Below are 18,726 nucleotides of genomic sequence, written 5' to 3' on the forward strand. Positions count from 1 at the left end.
ATTGCGGAGCAGAGCTCGATCCGACATACCCTCCTTTTGACAATATTTCTCCAGCCGCAAGCAGCATTACCTACAGCTTTTCCGATGCAACTGGCTCATTCTCCATTTCGTATGATCCTTTTTCTAATTCCTACCAACTCCTGCCCTTACCTTTTGGAGATCATATGGTCACTGCCACTGCTCATTTCTGTAACCAATCTACACTCAGCTGCACTTTCAAAGTAACTGTAACTGGAGCACCTGTACCAACCATTACTTGTCCTGTAGATTTTACAGTATTTGCAAATCCCTTAACCTGCAACGCCTTAGTAAGCTTTTCCGGTTCGCATGCCGCTCTTTCTCCTGATGCGACACAAATCATATATTCTTATGGTGGTGTTTTAAGCACTACTTCTTTATTTCTGCCTTATGGTGAGAATATTGTTACTGCCAAAGCCACAATACCTTGCGTAGGAGATAAAACATGCACCTTTACTGTAACTGTCGCACCCAACCCACAGGATATTGTATTCAACTGCCCCGGTCCTGTAACTGTAGCTTGCTCAAAAGATGTTCCTGGGCCGGATATACGCTCAGTAACATTATCCTATTTCTGTGCAACATTCACAGTAGAATACGTTGGTGATGTCATCTCCAACCAAACCTGCGCCAACCGCTATACTATTACAAGAACATACAGGGTAAAAGAAGTTCCTTCTGTAACCTGTTCACAAACCATCACAGTCTTTGATAACTCGCCGCCGGTTATCAGTAATGTAAGCGTCAGCTCAGCTACGCTCTGGCCTCCTAATCACAAGATGCAGACAGTAACAGTGGGCTATGATGTCTTGGACAACTGTGGTGCTACCTCCAGCTTATCGGTTAGCAGCAATCAACCAATCAATGGTACCGGCGATGGCGACACTTCACCAGATTGGGTTATTACGGATGATCATCATGTGCAGCTAAGGGCAGAAAGAGGTAATAGCACCGACGGCAGGATCTATACCATAACAGTCACGGCTAATGACGGATGTAACGCTACGAGTACTGCTATAACCACCGTTACCGTTGCTCATAATATAAACAGCCCGGTAACAGGCACTCCTTTCAGGATCGGTTCTACCGTCAATTTCTCAGGTGTATTCTGGGATAAGCCGGCAAACAAACATACAGCTGCCTGGCTCATAAATGATAACATTTCAGTGAAGGGGACTGTTACAGAACCTTCAGGCACTAAGAACGGAAAGGTAACAGGATCATATAAGTTTGGATCAACTGGAATATACCGCCTGCAGATGAATGTAACAGATCAAAACAAGGTTACTTCTTATGCCAACACCAATGAAGACCTGGAAGAGATCATTGTGATCTATGATCCTAACGGAGGATATGCCTATGGTGGTGGCAATTTTGCTTCTCCTAAGGGAGCATTGGTGTCTAATCCTTCAGCTACTGGAAAAGTAACCTATGGTTTTACAGTGAATTACTATAAAGGAGCTACGCTTCCGAAAGGACAGACACAGTTCAACTTCAATGTAGGAGGCTTCAAATACGATGCGGTGAACTTTGATTACCTCTCTGTGGCGGGTTATAAGGCAGTCTTCAAGGGGTCCGGTAAGATCCTGGGAGGACAGAGCGGCATTAACTTCATAATGTATGTAATTGATGGAGCATTGGATGGATCGGGAGTGGATAAGGTAAGGCTGAAGATCTATAACAAGAACACCAGCCAGGTATACTATGACAATGAACCTGGAAAGAGTGATGCTGCCGATCCGGTAACTAAAGTAGGAGTTAACAGCCAGGTGGTGATCAGTGGAACACCTTTAGTGACCCAGGCCAAAAAAATTCCTTCCGAAACCTTGCCATTGGCTACTGAACTCACAGTGCGGGTATATCCCAATCCAACGCAAAACCTTTTTGCCCTACAGGTAGAAAGCGCTAATCAAAATGACCAGATTATTTTACAGGTGTTTGATCTTTTGGGAAGATTGGTGGAAACACGCACCATTACCCAGGGGTTGACGGATAGAATTGGAAGTATGTACAAACCGGGCACTTATTTGTTTAAGGTGATACAGGGAAACGATCACAAAGAATTCAAAGTACTCAAATTGCCGGGTTTGATATTCTAAATAACTGACCTCAATTTAAAATGCCAGTCGCAATAGCACTGGCATTTTTTTTCTTAGAAGTGGAGGTAGCCCCGATAATCAATTGATGAACCTCTTTGTTCCATTGCACTGTTTGACCGGAGTTGCTAATACATCAAATGTCTGCAGCCCTGTCACGACCCAGGTAGTTTAATAAGCATATGTTCCTACTTAATAGCCAGGTAATAGGAAAAGCATAGGTTCTTGTGGTTTACTCCCCATCAACTCCCTGGCTGGAGTATAGATACTGCGTGATCATCACGCAGTATCTATACCGTTGGTATGCTTCAAAATAGCTTTAGCCTGCAAGCAAGCATGCCCCAGGCATTGCTATGGAATTTCCAAGGTAACAAGTCAACAAGTTGACAACGAATATATAAATCAGGCATTCAGTCCCATGCATAGGCCCTGGTTGACCCTTTTTGACCCTTTTCCGGCAAAAAGCGGCAAAAACGGCACTTTCCTGGCCCGAGGCTTTGAACTCTACAACCTGTTTGCAAACTTGCATTCATAAAATCAATACTATATGGCAAAGCAAAAAGGGCGTGTGAAGATCAGGGGTACGGTGGATGATAACCTGAACTTTTATTATGACATGGTTTGGGGATTCCTTGTAAGACTACTTCCTGGAGTGGATAGTTATCGCTTCTGGAATGATCCTGCCTTTGAAGGAAGCAGAAGGAGTGCAGAAAGGTTTGGTATAGGCAATATCGTGTCTTCCATTATCTACCGTTTTGTACCCACTAAAAAAAGGCACACGCACCTGTTTGCACTGTTAAGAACCATAGCTATTTACTGTTTAAAGCATGGAATGGATAAAGCTGCTGTATTCAATGCTATCTATACCTTCCTGGAAGAGCAAGAGCGTATCTCTTTAACCCGGGAGCAGTTTACCTTGCTGCTCTCTTCCTTTGAAGAGGAACTGGAAGCAAGGCTGAAAGAGGCAAAGCAGAAAAAGGAAAAGGAGCTAAACAATAAGCTGGATATTAAAGTTGAAGCACCGCTTAATGAAGAAGACATCAAGTTCTTACAGCTTTACATGGATGACTATGACTGGAAGATAAGGTTTGAAGGAGACTTTCCACCTGATTACCAAATACCACTGTTTCTCCTTAAACATGCTGTTTAAGGAAGTTTGTAGTTTGTAGTGTGTAGTTTGTAGTTTCTTAGGTCAGAGAGAACTATGGGGTGCAGGCATTTATGAGTGCTTAATGGATCATAAAATTATAAGAGAGCAAACTGGTTTTGCAGGATCTTATAATTAGTTTAAGCTTGTATATACTCCGTATTGTTTTGTGTCTCCCTTTCCTTGTGGTTCAAATCTGAATTGAGTTTTTTTTCACAGCCAGGATTTTCATTTGAAGTTTCAATTGCTGCCTTCTGCATTTCATCGTTCTTCCATTTAGGCCTTGGCCTTCCATCCAATTCTATAATAGCCCTTACCTCAATTATATGGCAGGCCTCCAGGAGTTTGTTGAGTAAAATATAGATGTCCAGGATATTGTAATTGTCTCCCGCATCAGAGAAGCTGCCTTTAAGAAAAGTATAATCCTGAAGTTCATGGAAGATGAATTTCCAGGTTTCCTCACTGGCATAGGCTTCCAGTTTTTTGAATACTTTGTAAGGGTTGAAGTATTCCTTTTCGCTTAGGCTTCGGGGCGTATAATACCAGGGTGCACGCCGGAAGTGCCAGCCACAGTATTGGGGATAGTTGGCCAGGTCCGGGGCATTGTCTTCGGTTGGGGTAATAATGGCTGCCTCCCTTTGCAACCCGCTTTGGTGTATGAGCATGGAAGCAGCATACAATTGCTGCAGTCTTTCAAAAAAGTACAGGATAGCGGAGGGGTTCATCCCGGAGCTTCTATTGGCGTTTGATGCTTTGAGTATCTTTTGCAGGTATTTACGTGCCTGGGCTAAAGAGTAAGCGCTGAAGAAATCAGATATCTCTGCATAACCGGCCTGTATTTTCAGGCTTTCCAGCGTGGTATGTGATGAAGTATTCATGATCTGTTTTTGTTGATGAATAATATGCAAAGCATCCCGGCATTCTCCAGGATTTGCAGGACATATAAAGTAACACAGGTGTTGGTTTCTAAATTATTCGTACAGGTATATTTTAGAACAACAAATGACTATTTTAGAATGGCCGTTACGGGAAAATTGATTTATTTTGAAAGGTTAAATATTAAAGCAATCATGATGGAAACTGCAGAACCAAGGGTGCACCAGGGAAGAAATGTAAAACGATTCCGGGAGATGTGTGGCCTGAAGCAGGAAGCACTGGCCCTGGAGCTGGGTGCTGACTGGAACCAGAAAAGAATTTCCCTGCTGGAAGCTAAAGAAGAAATTGAGCCTGAGATTCTGAAACAGGTAGCTGATGTACTGAAGATGCCTGTTGAGGCTTTTACCAAACTGGATGATGATGGTGCTTTTAATATTATTTCAAACACTTTTAATAGCCATGATTATTCAACATCTATAGGATATAGGTCTTCATTCAATTTTAATGTTGCTGATAAATGGATGGAAGCATTGGAAGAGAATAAAAGGCTTTACGAACGTTTGCTACAATCGGAAAGAGAAAAAGTTGAGTTGTTAGAACGGTTGCTGAATGAAAGAAAATAATTATAATATCAGCTAACGAACATCTTAATAGTATTTCCCTTTAAGTTTTGCAGAATTTAATTGATGTAGGCTCAAAATTGACCCACAATATTTTCAATTTATTGATTATCAAATAGACGAGAATCTAGCCCCAGGTACGTTTAAGGTTGCTATGGGTGCTAAATGAACATAAAGCTTCGAGTTTTATTGGGATGAATGCCGCAATGAACATTGCGAAATCAACTTCGTTGGAATTAACTTTGAATGCTGTATGGCTATTTTCTGAAAATAGATTACTTGATCGGTAATAACTTTGCCAAGTTGGGATTCAGGATACGTTATGGGCAATTTTTTTTAGGTCAGCACCTCTTCCATCATACGGTAACCCTTCCCTTTAAATGAAATGATTAGTATCTCGAATGATAAGAAAAATTATTCCCGACAATAAATAATAACTGCTATAACATATGAGCGAGGTAGCAAAGATTGTTCATGCTCCCAAAGTTGATCCACGTATTTTATGGCAAATGAGTGCAGAAGACTTCACTGCCTGGAGAAAAGAACATGATTATCCAAGAATTATTTCGGTTTTGAAACACCGATTGTCAGAATTTGAAACTTGGATGGAAGATCAGGTGGTTTCTGATGAACTGCTTATCCAGTACTCACCATCAACATTTTTGAAAGAAGACCCTATTTTTATATACAAAGTTTTGCACGACAACAAGGAAGAAAAAGACATTCTCTTGTCCAAAAAATATGCAATCAATCAAAACTTTTTTCATAATAATCTTGTAAAACAAAGAAAGGATGTCGTTCCTTATCCTATTTGGTATCGTCACAAATTCAAAAAGAGGCCACCAGGAGTTTCTGTAAATCAACGGAGCGGCCGTAGTCATGTCATATTATCTGGGTTGGAGCTTTTGGATGTTGGCAACTGCCAAATCTCACATTTGTTTCTTGGCCATAGAAAGCTCGATTTTGTAAATATGAGCGATCTTATAATCAACAATTGTTTCAACAATGCCAGCCTAGAGCTGTCATTCTCCTCCGCCTACAACCTGACAATACAAGGTGACTTGCCATTTCTAGATGCGTACCAAACTTCATTTGCGGAGTGGATTAGTACTAAGGCGAGCAATCTGAAACTATTGAATGGCACATTTCAGCGTTGGCGATTTATTGATTGTGACATAAATGTGTTTGCTGATAACGCTGTTATACAGCTTTGGGAAGTAGTGGGTGAGTATTTTGACGCAACAATAACCTCCACAGATGTACGAGACTGTACCTTTAAAAGCTCGCCAATCCATTATCCCATACAACTTGGACGGGCAAAGGTTTATCATGCCAACATAAAGCGGCTTTTCTCACAATTAGGAAAGAAGGGTGAAGCAAGCAAACATTATTATCTAGAAAAAGCGTACGAACGAAAGACCTTTTTGCATGTGCGAGAAAATCACAGAGAAGCACTGCTTCGTAAACAAAGTAAACTTGGAAAAGCCCTGGTTCGCCTGGCTTTTCGATTCCAGTATGTTCAATCGGCATTCCTAAATCTTCTATGGGGTTATGGTGAACGTCCGGCGAGAGTATTTGCTATTTCAATCGCGACTATTTTTCTGTTCGCCCTTGCGTATTGCTACCTTCCAGATGCTTCAGGGCACACCTATCATAAATTCGCAAATGCCTTATACTATAGCATGGTAACTTTCACTACACTTGGGTATGGAGACATCAGCCAAACGACAGCAGGATTAAAACTGCTATCGGGCTTTGAAGCTCTTTTGGGTATGTCATTTTGGGGCATTTTAATAGCTGGCTTCACCAATAATGCAAAAGATTACTAATAGTGTTATCAGAACTTGTAGTGTGCAGTCCAAGGCATAACCTGCTGTTCAAACTACTTTCTAACAATTAACTTATTTTCTGCATCATATCTAAAATTTATAATTTCCTCACTTAAAATAAGCTGAATTGCTTCCTCAATAATTTCAAACGGAATAACAAACCATTCTCTTGGAGTTAATCTTTGACCATTTTCATTAAACAAGTCAATATCTAAACACGCTGAAGCGAAAAATCGGTGTAGCAATTGTTCTAACTTATCCGCATTGCGATTATAACAGGCATAGGTAGCTATCTTACTGACATCTGAAAACAAGTAAGTTGCTTCATGTTTTGCATTCTTTATTCTTTCATCAATAGAAGTGGTTGAAAAGCCAATCTTGTATAAATCTTTTATTGTAGCAATGTGAGGATTGTTTGACCTTGATTTCAATACATAAATCCAGCCGGTTTGAACATCCTCTTCCTTTAATAAGTTGGCGTTCACAAAAAGCTCGTTTTCTGTCGCCTCATTGGTATCTGTAATGAGTTTACCTACTTTTTGAATTTGTTTTCCTAACGAGCGAAATAGCATATTGCTATACGTGCCGTTCTCAAAAATTGTCTTGGTACGACCATCAACATGAACTCTGTTACCTGTCTTTTTGCCCCTTAGCTTTTCTTCCAAATCTGCTGATTCCAGATAAAGCATAACGCCATCTATTATATAAAAGTTTCCAACTTGCAAGTTTTTTTCGAGACTATAAAAGGCCCTGATACTTCTTTTACCTTCCTTAATTTCTTGGTGCACCTTTTGAAACATAGCCTCATAAGGTTTGAAATCCTTTTCCTTCATAGGCTTGCGTTGTGCCACAAAATCTGTTTCAGCTCGTTCTTCCGTATTGGGGATGTGCTTATATTTAAAAATAGATAGATCGTTATCGGTATTTAATAAGCCAAATTCATCATCGTTTAATACGTCGTCAATTGTAGGATTTTCTATTTCAACATCACCCAATAGATTATGCCTGTCGAACGGCTTTAGAGTTATCTTCTTTTTTTCATCCAGCCTGAAGTTTTTAAGTTTGGCTAATAGCCCATATTCAGACATTCTGGAAGCATTCGGCTCTCTGCCATTTTTTTCATAAAAGTCATTAATCTCCTCGAAGGAATCAATCAATCTATCATCTTCAAACTTTATGTTAGAGGATTTTGCTTTCGAATCCAATAACCCGAATTCGTCATCATTGAAAATATCTTCCAAAGAGATTTTTTTATTGCTCATTCAGAACCCTTTGTTTTTTTAATTCACGTAAAAAAATAATTGCTTCAGCCATTCTTCTTTCTTTAGGGTCAAAAGATTGAAGATTCGGTGGCTCACCTGTCCTTAATCTCCATTCTTTGATTTTAGGCCATAACAGTAAAGCTTCCTCTTCCGTCATTTCTATTTTAATGGCCTGGATATGGTCATCAATTAACTTCAACACTTGGGCTGTTACGGATTTTGATAAAATCTCAAATGCTTTTTGAAAGGGATTTATTTGGTCTATTAGGTCAATGTGGATGTCATCTATGTTCACAAAGCTGCCTGCCATCCTTATAAATTTTTTATCGCCTTGCGTTTCAATTGTGCTGTTTTTGATAACTGAATCTACTACAACATGCTGCCTTACGGCTTCAACGTCTTCTTCACTTAAATCGGGATATACTTCGCGTATAATTTTCGGAATAAGTACAGTGTTTATGACTTCAGGTTCGACATTGCCGGGCATTGCTTTAAGCATTTGTTCATCCTGCAAGATTCTCGCTTTTAAATCATTTAGGTCAGTATCAATAATGTCTTTTGCCCTTTGGGAAGTTGCTAGCTTGAAGCCTCTAATCTTGATAGTGTTGTCATCGTAATTGCCATTTTCTTCTTCATCATCTTCATCATCCTTCCTCGGCTTGAAATTAAAGTTAGGCGCTAGCACCTGTTCCATTAACAAAGAGGCAGTGATAGCTTTCAGCATGTTGTTTACAGCTACGTTTACTTCATTTCTTTCAGCTTCGGGGGAAGCAATCAAGTTGGTGAATTGTGCGTGGGTTTTATTGCTGCTGTCCCTAGTGGCTCTTCCAATTATTTGGATAATTTCGGTTAAGGAGCCTCTATAGCCAATCGTTAGAGCATGTTCGCAAAAGGGCCAATCAAAACCTTCTTTTGCCATCCCTAATGCAATAATAATATCAATATCTTCTGGTGATTTAATTTCTCTCAGGTAGCTCGTTATTTTATCCCTCGATTTTGGGTTATCATTTACTAAATCAGCCACCTTTAAAATCTTATTAGCCCTTTTACTTCTAATATAAAGTACGCCTGTTTTCTCATCTTGGTATTCTAAGTCGCCTAACACATCAATGATGTGATTGACTTCTTCATATTTTTCTTTAGAAGATTCGGCAGCATTTACGCTGGGTATGTGAATGATTGTCTTTTTGCTCTCGTCTAAAATTTCCTCCAACGCTGACATTGGCCTATCTGGTTGCTTTTTGAAGTACCGACCTGTGTAGAAATGATATCCAATGCCGAGTGATTTTAAATATTCATATCCATTCAGTTGCTCGTAATAGTTGTAAGTAACCTTAGTAAATTTTGCTTCATCTTCAGGCAACAATACAGGAACATTGTCGCCCCTGAAATAAGAACCTGTCATCGCTATAACATGCGCAGTAGATTTCGCCATTATGTTTTTAACAACTTCACCAAGCCGGTTATCTCCATCAGCCGAGACGTGGTGAAACTCATCAATTGCAACTAAGGTGTTATCTATTTTCTTTTCATCTAAACCATCGAATGCAAAACGTAATGTGGAGTGTGTACAAATAAGGATTTGCTCATCATTTTCTAAAAACTCTAAAAAGGTAGACACTTTACTCCGCTCTGTTCCGGGTGTACATAAATTGTATTTGGGACTGGGATTCCAGTCTGCAAAAAAACCTTGCTTCTTTAATTCAGTAGAACTAAAAGATGCCCCAATGGATTTTTCAGGAACAGCCACAATAACCTTTTTAATACCTTTATATTGCAATTTATCCAATGCAATAAACATCAAAGCTCTAGATTTCCCTGAAGCCGGCGGCGCCTTAATCAGCAGGTATTGTGCTGTACGGGCCGCATATGCTTTTTCCTGCATTTCACGCATACCCATTTCATTGGTCCTTTTACTTTTTCCCGTTTGATTATAAGTAACACTCACTAAATCTGGCATAGCTTATATTTTACTTTTTCTTACCTTTTTTTTCTTAGCGAATAAAGTGTCTTTTTTCGTCATTTCTTCGTATAACTTAAACAAATACTCCAAACGCTCTGTATCTGATGTAAATGGCTGTAAACGATAGCACTGTTCTACTGCTTTGTCCAATTCTTGATGTGCCTCTTTTAAGCCTATGGGCATAGTGTCGGGGCTGTACAATTGGGCCATTGTCTTTTCAGAATGTTTGGCTCTTTCATCCAGAATTGCAAACACATATAAGCAAAGATTTTCTTTTTGCTTGAGTGAAATTTCGGGAAAGGGAAAGGTGTTATAACATAATTGAGAAGAATACCTATAATCCGTTTTTAATCTTCCACCAACTGTCTTTACCCAAACCATGTGAATGCGAGAGGTTAAAACACCAAAAATCCATGCTTCGGCATTGTATATAACACTTGCCGCATCTGAAACAATTGTGTCCCCATTTAAAAATCCCATAGGTATGTACTCCCTTCTTTCAGAAGATGTACGGGGGACAATTATAGAATCGGAATTATTATGTACAGAGTAGTAAAAGCGGTTTGGTTTATTCGCCATTTCACGAGTACTGCTTTCGGTACTTTTACGTCTAAATTCTGAAACTGCTTTTAACCTATTATTTATTTCGGGAACACTCGTTGCAAATTCAATTTTGTTATCATCAATATACAAACACCATCGTTCTAATCCCCTGATAAATTCGGCGGAACCTGCAAGCTTCTTGAAGTATGAAGATGTTTCTGGATATTGTGTAACAAGACGATTCTTTTCTTCATTGCTAAAAATTAAGTTTCCATCATCAACAATTTTGCTTCCATAGTTCATCACCGGCAGCTTTGACAATGGTTTCATTCTCTTTGAAATAATTGTGTTAGTTCCTGTAGTTAAATAGGGACTAATGCTCTTTACAGAGTAACACATGGTATTATCGTACAGTTTTTTTGGCTCATTTGAGGCATTTTGCAAGCCGATGATGGTACAATACACACCAGCATTTCCTTTAGCATTATTTGTCCACTTGAATGATTTGTAAGCAAAGAAGATTTCAAGTCCTCTGTTTAAGACAAATGGCCATAGAAGAATTACTTGTTCTCCTTGGCATATTGAATTCGTTGTTACAAAGGCAGCTTTTACAACTTCGTCATTTATAAAATCGGTTGCTTTTACAAACCAGCAGGCGATGTAGTCTAAATCTTTATATGATTTGAACCGTTTACAAACAAATGCTAAGTCCTGTTTTTGCTCCTTGTTTTGCAGAAAAGAACCAAGATATGGGGGATTCCCGATTATGTATATTTCATCATCTTTTGATTTTGGACAAACTTCTTCCCAACTTAATCTGGTGGCATTACCCTGCACTATCTTTCCGGCCTCTTTGAGTGGTAAAATGGGTTTAGAGGCTCCATAACCCTCCAGCATTTCCTCAAACACCTTATTCATTTGGTGCTCAGCTAACCACAATGAAAGAATTGCCATTTCATGTGCAAAATCGTCCAACTCAATACCGTAAAATTGATTTAATGAAACAGAAGTAGTAAAAGCGGCTGTAAACAAATCAATTTTTTCTAAAGCGATAATCTGCTGTATAATTTTAATCTCAAGCAGACGTATTTCTTTGTAAGTAATAATTAAAAAATTTCCGCTCCCGCAAGCAGGGTCGAAGAATTTTATACCTGCAATCCTTTGAATGAGTTTCCTTAATTGTAGAACATTATTTTGATGTTTTTCAAATGTTTCGTACAGTTCATTCAAGAATAAAGGTCGGATTAGTTTTAAAATGTTAGGTACAGATGTATAATGCATTCCCAAGTCACTGCGGTATTCTGGTATAACAACCGCTTGTATCATGGAGCCAAAAATGTCGGGATTGATGTCTTTCCAATTCAATCCACCCAGGTCAATCAGAATTTTCCTTGCCTTAGCTGAAAAAATTGGAGATTCTATTTTGTCTTTAAACAAACCGCCGTTAACATAGGGAAACTTAACAAGGTAATCAGGAAGGCTATTTTCGCTTTTTGTGTTTAACCGTTCAAAAAGTCTATTCAGGAACAAATGAGTATCGCTGCCATTAGAGGTTGTATGCTGAGCCAATGTATTTGTAAATACACTTTCCACTTCAAATATCCCTGTATCCTCGGCGAAATAACAAAACAGTAATCTCGATAAAAATATGTTTAGGTTATGTACTGTTTCTTTGGAATTGTAAATGTCTGGATTTTCATGAATCAAGAGATCATACAATTCGGCCATTTTATATGCGGCATTCCTGTCAGCTTCGTTATCATTCGATGAATTGTATACCTCACTGCCAGCAAGGGGTAGAAAGAAGCTATAATACTTAGGCAAATCCTGCAATGGAATATCCAAGTTTCTTTTCAGCTTCAAATCTTTGGCAACCATCGTTTCGTAGTCAGTAACAATGGCAAAACGAGGTTTATGCTTTAGTATTCGCTCTTCTTTTGAAATAGCATCAATTGTACTTAACAGGGAGTCATCATCTTCTTCCTTGAATAAAATTTTATTCTTATAAAGTAATTCCCCCTTCACTTTGGAAAGGTTGAAATCACCCTTCTTTAATCTTGTCACAGAAGTTTTGGAAATGCCGTAAGCCAGGAGAAAGTCAAAAACGAACTCCTCATTTGAAAAGTTTTCAAAGATGCATTTTACGTTGTGTTCTATTTCACTACTATTCATTGAAAAATTAATTGCTTTAAATGTCCCTAACAATTACAGTTCTGCTAGGCATAATTCCTTTAGGCTACCTGATCATGCAAACATAATAATTGGACTGTTTCTATACTATCGGAAATAAATGGCGATTATAAGGATTGCACCTAAAAATGTTTTGCACACTTGTGAATATTTTCCAATATAATCGATTTAAAGTAATTCTACCTTAGTAGACTTAGCTTTTTTAACAATTAAAGCCCCGGCGGGAACCGGGGCAGTAGGAAAGTCTCTTTGGGAAGCTTAATGACTGCAAGATAGTTTTACGCAAATCAATCCACCAAACAGATTTTTCCACGAGTTGTTAATAAGGCAGTAAACATTATTGTTTAATTAAAACTTTTTTCACGATGGTCAATGAAGCTAATGTTTCATTAAGCGATATGACGCATAATGAATCAACTAAATGTTACAATTGTAATGCGGAAAATTCTGGTAAAGCTAAATTTTGCAAAAGTTGCGGTTCGCAACTTATTTGTAAGAATTGCAGCACTATTTTGGTTGAAGAATCAACTTTTTGTAGTAGTTGCGGTATAGCAATAAAAACAAATAATTATGAAAATAGAGCTGTCAATCAGATAGAATACACACAAAAAGGTAATTCAAAATCTTTTGTAGGAAAATTCACGGATGAGGTAGGATCGTATTTTGCAAACGCCTTTAACACGGTTATAAGCGGTCATCCAATTGCTCCCAGGAATCCGTTTCAAAAAGCATTGACTCTACCAGCAAAGGGACAAACTTATACTACCACAAACAATAAAGAAGGTTTTACCAACATACAGGATGCTGAATATGTGATCGAAGACTACTCTGAAATCATCGCAAAGATCTTTAAAGAAACAGAAACTGGGAAGCTCGAGTTAGTAGATAACCGACTAAAAGAAAGATCTAAAAATGACAAGATTAAAAGGCTGACCATTCTTTTTGTTTATGCCAATAAACTGAAGGGTGTTGAAGTAGTTACTCGGGAAGATTTGAATGAACTTATGAAGCGTGAGAAATTAAATCTTGATCATTTCAGAACATTTATTGGAAAAGAGGCGCTAAAATATATTTCTGCGAAAGAAAATGGAACTTATTCATTGCTTACTCCAGGTGAGGAGTATGCGCATCAAATTTTAAATCAAATCGTGGACATTGACTTCAAACCAGTTCAAGCGAAAAGTGGTAGAAAGCCAGCAAGAAAGTCATCAGATACAGGAACTGGCAAGGAGAATAAAAGCGGAGCATCATTAAATCCATCTGCTTTTGAAATGTGTAATATTCTCATTAAAGATGGCTACTTCAACCAAAAAAGAAAGGTTAATGAAGTTGTTGAATATTGTAGTCAAAAAAAGGCGCAAAAGTATTCAGCTCAACTTTTACATATTGCTCTAAGTCGGTTAATTAAAGATGGAGTGCTAGACAGAGAGAAAAATTCAGACAACCAATATGAGTACTGGAAAAAATAGGATTTTAGATGAGGCTCTTGGAAACATTCCCGTTCAGTTCCGCAATAGAATTATTAAACATTACTTAAAAATTAAGGAGAGGCACGAAAAGGGGGAATATGACGCATCAGGATTGAGTTGCGGTAAGCTTTGTGAAGAAATTTTGCGCTTTCTTCAACATACTCTAACAGGTAATCATATTGGGTTTATCGAAGAAATAAAAAACTTTAAGCAACGTGTTGATGAACTTGAGAAGGTTGACAAGTCAATTGGCAATGATTCATTAAGAATAGTTATTCCAAGATCACTGTGTTTGCTTTATACATTTCGCAATAAAAGAAGTATCGGTCATTCGGGCGGGGATGTGGATTCGAATGAGATTGACTCAAAAACAATAGACGCTATCAGTGACTGGGTGATTTGTGAACTGATCAGAATATTTTATAGGTGTAGCATAGAAGACGCCCAAAATATTGTTAATATCATCGCAGTTAGAAACCTTCCCAATGTTTGGGAAGTAAATGGAAAAAAACGTGTATTGGTGACTGGATTAAGCGCAAAAGAAAAGGTTTTGTTGTTGACGTATTCACAAGAAAAAGAAGGTGTCTTCTTTGAAGATTTATTTAGTTGGGTTGAGTATCCTCGTAGTTCTGATTTTAAAACAAAAGTATTGGAGCCGCTGCATAAACAAGGTCTAATCGAGTTTGATAAGGAATTGAATATGATTTTCATTTCTCCCAAAGGCTGTGAGCAAGTTGAAAACCATATTATTTTAATTGACAAATAGTTTTCTTTTAAGTATGGACGATCAAACAAAAAAACATGCAAAACGTGAGCGCCAATATAACGGACAACCAACAGTTGTGCCGAAGGAAGAAATAAGTTTGACTGTAAAAGAATCTTGTGAGGAAAAGCAGGGAGAAAATCATGACAAGGCCCAAAGAAAGTATGAGGAAGGGCTAAGGAAATATGAACAACAATGTGCGGAGATCAAAGCATTTGGACTGGAGCTTAAAGTATTATTTCAAAAAAGCCAGGACAACTTTGAAAAGCAATTGTCTTACATTTCTGCCGGAGCATTGGCTCTGTCAATAGGTTTTATAAAGGATATTGTCCAACCTATAAAGGATTCAAGCTCTAAATGGATGCTTCTTTTAGGATGGGGACTTCTAATTTTTACTTTGCTTCTTAATTTAGTTTCTCACATAATTGCCGGAAAAAATGCACGGAAGGGGGCAAAAGAAACAGAGGATATAGATAAAACTTACGATCCGGATAGAATTGATAAAAGAGCGAGCCAGATGGATATGATAAACTGGACCACTGTTGGCACACTTGCATGTGGTATCGTTTTAATAGTATTGTATATAACCTTTAATGCCATTTTATGACAGATAGGCCAAAACCAAATCAAGGAGGTAATATTCAGAAGCCAAGTGTTGCTGATCAAACAAGAGGTCAGAACCCAACGTCGGCTCCTCCAAAGCCAGCAACGCCAACACCATTCATAAAACCTAAAACAAATTAATACAATGCCAAAAAGCCTTGAACCCAAAAAGAACGATCGGCTTGAAAAGCCTTTCGAACCTGATTTAAAGAAAGGTAGTAGTTCATCAGCCGCTCCCATTAAACCTCAAGCTCCACCGCCGCCACCCCTGGATCCTAAAAAGTCGTGATTTATATTTAAAGCTGTACTAAATGGAATTGAAAATAAAAATTAAATACTATGGCAAAAAACAATCAAGGGAATTCTTCAGTCAACTCGGGTAAGTCAAACGATTCAAAACCTGTTGCATTACAAAAATTGATATCGGTAGTATTAAAAATGGAAGAATTACATCAGAAGCACCGACACGACCACAAAAACCTATTAAAGGCAAATAGCTAAATTTTAAACTCTGTCTTCAACTTCAATTGCTCCAAGAATTCAATGGGGCATCCCCCTTGCTGCACGGTATATTTGTGTATATATCCACCAATGTCAATGTCAGATTTGTTATTTCAATTAGTAAAATCCAGAAGAATATTTTCTTAATACTGCATTCCTCAACTTCCAGAATGCCCTGGTACTTGAACATGAAGCGGAAAAAAGCTTTATAAAACCTGGCGAACACTCTTTATTTGTAAGAATTAGATTTACGACATCCAGGTTACCTAGTATTTGTTGTTACCTAAATTTATTATTTTGTTAGAAGAAAGTGGTCAATGCAAAATAAGTAAGTACTGAGTATACAAAAATTTACGTTTTAGAAACTTTAATAATCATTGTTGGGTAAATTCTTGGTTTTACTTTTCGCAGATTTTAGGGGGTTACTTTTTATTTAATTTAATCTTTGATAATATAACAGTTTGTTTCAAAATGAGAATAGAATGATGAAAAGCCGGCGTAAATCCCTGTGGATGATCATTATGTCCATCTTAATTTCATTGCATGGTAGGGCACAGGATGGATGGAAAGAGCTTGGGAGCGGTAATGCATTTTTAAACCCTAATGCACATTTTTTGAATACCGCTACTGATCATGCAGGTAATGTATATGGAGCTGGCTTATTCACCAATGCCTCTGGATACAAATATGTGGCTAAATGGGATGGAACCTCATGGCAGGAGGTTGGCACAGGTGCTAATACGTTAAAGGCAAATGATGCTATCTTATCTATAAAAGTTGATCTTCAGGGAAACATCTATGCTGCCGGATATTTTACAAATGCAATGGGTTACAGTTATGTTGCTAAATGGGATGGTAGCAGCTGGACAGAATTAGGCACAGGCTTAAATTCAAAGACTGCTATTTTTTCAATCGCTATAGATGCGAAAGGGACTGTTTATGCCGCAGGAGATAATGTATTCAAATGGGATGGTAGCAACTGGATTCAATTGGGTACAGGGACCAATTCACTTAAGATAAAATATTGGCCTATTCGTTCTATCATTTCAGATGCATCAGGAAATCTTTATGCCGCTGGTCAATTTAGTTATTCGAATGGCATTGCATCTGTAGCTAAATGGGATGGCATCTCATGGTCTGAGTTGGGCAGTGGGGCAAATGCTTTAAATGCAAATGGAACAATTGCCTCTCTTGCAATTGATGCTGCCAACAACATTTATGCAGGGGGGTCTTTTAGTAATACTCCTGGCGGACAGGGATATGTAGCTAAATGGGATGGAGCATCCTGGTCTGAAGTGGGGACCGGAGCAAATAGCCTCAATGCCAATGGCCAGACGCCAGGCGCGATAAATTCCCTCGCTATAGATAGTAAAAACAACATATATACTGCTGGATCGTTCATTGGTGCTAATGGATACAGATACGTATCCAAATGGGATGGAACTAAGTGGTCAGAACTGGGTGCCGGATGTTACGCGTTAAATGCAAATCTTGATATTATATCTATTTCTGTAAGTGAGAATGATAACATTTACGCAGCAGGTGTTTTTCGGAATATAAATGGCAATCCATATATCGCACAGTACATAAGGTCTGGTATGCCGCCACAGCCTACGCCTACGTTCACTCAGATAGCGCCTATTTGTGCTGGTGGCTCTTTAAACCCTTTACCAACTAAAAGCCTTGAAAACTTTTCAGGCACCTGGTCACCTGCATTAAATAACACAAAAACTACAACCTATACTTTTACCCCGGGGCCAAACCAATGTGCCTCGATAGCGACAATGACTATACCGGTTAATGCGCCTACTAAGGTGCCAACATTTTCACAGGTTATACCAGTTTGCAGCGGCAGCTCTTTAAGCCCTTTGCCAAGGACTTCACTGGAAGGCATATCGGGCACCTGGTCACCAGCTCTTAACAATACTGCCACGACGTTGTATACATTTACTCCACTACCAGGACAATGTGCTTCAACTGCAACTATGACTATTGAAATAACTTCAAAGATTAAACCTACTTTTTACCCAATCGAACCTATTTGTAGCGGGGCTTTAGTAAATCCACTTCCTTCAACATCTATTGAAAACATTAAAGGAAGCTGGTCACCTGCTTTTAATAATACCGAAACTACATCCTATTTGTTTACTCCTTCTGGAACAGGTCAATGCGCAACAACTGCAAATACAATTGTAACCGTAAAGCCTGTTCCACCCATCGTATTTTCTACTGCAGATACTTTGATACCACCTAACACACCAATAACTTTAACACCAATAATAACAGGTAGTGTAAGTTCTTTTCTGTGGTCACCATCTACGTTTTTGAATAACACCGTAACACAATACCCAGTTTCAACTCCCCAAAATGACATCGATTATACCATAACTGCATTCTATACAAATGGTTGCAGTGCAAAAAATAAATTTAGCATTGTCATTAACAGGGCATTACTCTTGCCATCTGCTTTCACACCTAATGGTGATGGTAAAAATGATATTTTTCAGATCCCCCCTTCCTGCCGATTTGTAAAAGTCAATGAATTCTCGGTATTTGACAGGTATGGCAAAAAGGTATTCAATACCCGGAATGTTGCTATGGGGTGGGATGGAAAAATAAATTCTCTGCCACAAAATGCTGGAACTTATGTTTGGTACATAAATTATAACGACCCAATTCTTGGCAAACCAGTAATTCAAAAAGGAACAGTGGTTTTGATACGATGATATTTGAAAACAAGGCCGGGCCCAACTGCCTTGGCGAATAAGTAACTGTTCACTTATTGATATAATGCTTTTTGAATCTCCTTAGCTTCTTTCTTACTACTCATCTGCAATTGCCTGATA

12 protein-coding genes are annotated in these 18,726 nt (G+C 38.4%); 8 read left to right on the forward strand and 4 right to left on the reverse strand.

Translation table 11 applies throughout. The features are described 5' to 3' along the window. Positions 1-2,117 (forward strand): T9SS type A sorting domain-containing protein (locus BUA53_RS17455; RefSeq protein WP_139256478.1); only part of this gene is annotated, 2,117 nt, incomplete at its 5' end. A 544-nt stretch (positions 2,118-2,661) separates the two neighbouring features. Then, on the forward strand, positions 2,662-3,264 hold the full coding sequence (locus BUA53_RS17460; RefSeq protein WP_072836685.1) for a hypothetical protein: 603 nt from the start codon (positions 2,662-2,664) through the stop codon (positions 3,262-3,264). 137 nt (positions 3,265-3,401) lie between these two features. Here the strand turns inward: BUA53_RS17460 and BUA53_RS17465 are convergent, their stop codons facing one another. Next, complete coding sequence (locus BUA53_RS17465) at positions 3,402-4,139, reverse strand: hypothetical protein (RefSeq protein ID WP_072836686.1); 738 nt, start codon at positions 4,137-4,139, stop codon at positions 3,402-3,404. A 192-nt stretch (positions 4,140-4,331) separates the two neighbouring features. On the opposite strand from BUA53_RS17465, the gene BUA53_RS17470 reads away from it, so the two are divergent. Together BUA53_RS17470 and BUA53_RS17475 are read left to right on the forward strand one after the other, a co-directional pair. Then, positions 4,332-4,760: a helix-turn-helix transcriptional regulator gene (locus tag BUA53_RS17470; RefSeq protein WP_217653022.1), complete on the forward strand. Its 429-nt coding sequence runs from the start codon at positions 4,332-4,334 to the stop codon at positions 4,758-4,760. A gap of 446 nt (positions 4,761-5,206) precedes the next feature. Further along, positions 5,207-6,586 carry a potassium channel family protein gene (locus tag BUA53_RS17475; RefSeq protein WP_072836687.1) on the forward strand — a complete coding sequence of 460 codons (1,380 nt, stop codon included), beginning with the start codon at positions 5,207-5,209 and terminating at the stop codon, positions 6,584-6,586. Positions 6,587-6,639: 53 nt separating this feature from the next. On the opposite strand, the gene BUA53_RS17480 is transcribed toward BUA53_RS17475, so the two are convergent. Genes BUA53_RS17480 through BUA53_RS17490 form a run of 3 tightly spaced genes read right to left on the reverse strand, consistent with a single transcriptional unit; the run spans position 6,640 to position 12,526 of the window. Then, positions 6,640-7,848: a GIY-YIG nuclease family protein gene (locus BUA53_RS17480; protein WP_072836688.1), complete on the reverse strand. Its 1,209-nt coding sequence runs from the start codon at positions 7,846-7,848 to the stop codon at positions 6,640-6,642. After that, positions 7,838-9,808, reverse strand: a complete 1,971-nt coding sequence (locus BUA53_RS17485; protein ID WP_072836689.1) for a DEAD/DEAH box helicase — start codon at positions 9,806-9,808, stop codon at positions 7,838-7,840. The genes BUA53_RS17480 and BUA53_RS17485 overlap by 11 nt, the downstream gene beginning before the upstream one ends. A gap of 3 nt (positions 9,809-9,811) precedes the next feature. Then, the gene (locus BUA53_RS17490) at positions 9,812-12,526 is read right to left on the reverse strand and encodes a class I SAM-dependent DNA methyltransferase (RefSeq protein WP_072836690.1); all 2,715 of its coding nucleotides are present in this window, start codon (positions 12,524-12,526) and stop codon (positions 9,812-9,814) included. Between the two features lie 383 nt (positions 12,527-12,909). On the opposite strand from BUA53_RS17490, the gene BUA53_RS17495 reads away from it, so the two are divergent. The 4 genes from BUA53_RS17495 (at position 12,910) to BUA53_RS17515 (ending at position 18,606) form a co-directional block, all read left to right on the forward strand. After that, positions 12,910-14,013 carry a zinc ribbon domain-containing protein gene (locus tag BUA53_RS17495; protein ID WP_072836691.1) on the forward strand — a complete coding sequence of 368 codons (1,104 nt, stop codon included), beginning with the start codon at positions 12,910-12,912 and terminating at the stop codon, positions 14,011-14,013. Continuing rightward, positions 13,994-14,779, forward strand: coding sequence for a hypothetical protein (locus BUA53_RS17500; protein WP_072836692.1), 786 nt, complete (start codon positions 13,994-13,996; stop codon positions 14,777-14,779). Before BUA53_RS17495 ends, BUA53_RS17500 begins: the two co-directional genes overlap by 20 nt. Positions 14,780-14,792: 13 nt before the next feature. After that, entirely contained in the window at positions 14,793-15,383 is a 591-nt protein-coding gene (locus tag BUA53_RS17505; protein ID WP_072836693.1) for a hypothetical protein, read from the forward strand. Between the two features lie 979 nt (positions 15,384-16,362). After that, complete coding sequence (locus BUA53_RS17515; protein ID WP_072836695.1) at positions 16,363-18,606, forward strand: T9SS type B sorting domain-containing protein; 2,244 nt, start codon at positions 16,363-16,365, stop codon at positions 18,604-18,606. Positions 18,607-18,726: the final 120 nt, after the last annotated feature.

The sequence above is a fragment of the Flavisolibacter ginsengisoli DSM 18119 genome (genome assembly GCF_900129295.1).
In the GTDB taxonomy this organism is placed as follows: domain Bacteria; phylum Bacteroidota; class Bacteroidia; order Chitinophagales; family Chitinophagaceae; genus Flavisolibacter; species Flavisolibacter ginsengisoli.

Excerpts from the sequence above, each read along its gene's own strand:
- BUA53_RS17460 (WP_072836685.1), top strand. The coding sequence starts at position 2,662 with ATGGCAAAGCAAAAAGGGCGTGTGAAGATCAGGGGTACGGTGGATGAT.
- BUA53_RS17465 (WP_072836686.1), bottom strand. The coding sequence starts at position 4,139 with ATGAATACTTCATCACATACCACGCTGGAAAGCCTGAAAATACAGGCC.
- BUA53_RS17470 (WP_217653022.1), top strand. The coding sequence starts at position 4,332 with ATGATGGAAACTGCAGAACCAAGGGTGCACCAGGGAAGAAATGTAAAA.
- BUA53_RS17475 (WP_072836687.1), top strand. The coding sequence starts at position 5,207 with ATGAGCGAGGTAGCAAAGATTGTTCATGCTCCCAAAGTTGATCCACGT.
- BUA53_RS17480 (WP_072836688.1), bottom strand. The coding sequence starts at position 7,848 with ATGAGCAATAAAAAAATCTCTTTGGAAGATATTTTCAATGATGACGAA.
- BUA53_RS17485 (WP_072836689.1), bottom strand. The coding sequence starts at position 9,808 with ATGCCAGATTTAGTGAGTGTTACTTATAATCAAACGGGAAAAAGTAAA.
- BUA53_RS17490 (WP_072836690.1), bottom strand. The coding sequence starts at position 12,526 with ATGAATAGTAGTGAAATAGAACACAACGTAAAATGCATCTTTGAAAAC.
- BUA53_RS17495 (WP_072836691.1), top strand. The coding sequence starts at position 12,910 with ATGGTCAATGAAGCTAATGTTTCATTAAGCGATATGACGCATAATGAA.
- BUA53_RS17500 (WP_072836692.1), top strand. The coding sequence starts at position 13,994 with ATGAGTACTGGAAAAAATAGGATTTTAGATGAGGCTCTTGGAAACATT.
- BUA53_RS17505 (WP_072836693.1), top strand. The coding sequence starts at position 14,793 with ATGGACGATCAAACAAAAAAACATGCAAAACGTGAGCGCCAATATAAC.
- BUA53_RS17515 (WP_072836695.1), top strand. The coding sequence starts at position 16,363 with ATGATGAAAAGCCGGCGTAAATCCCTGTGGATGATCATTATGTCCATC.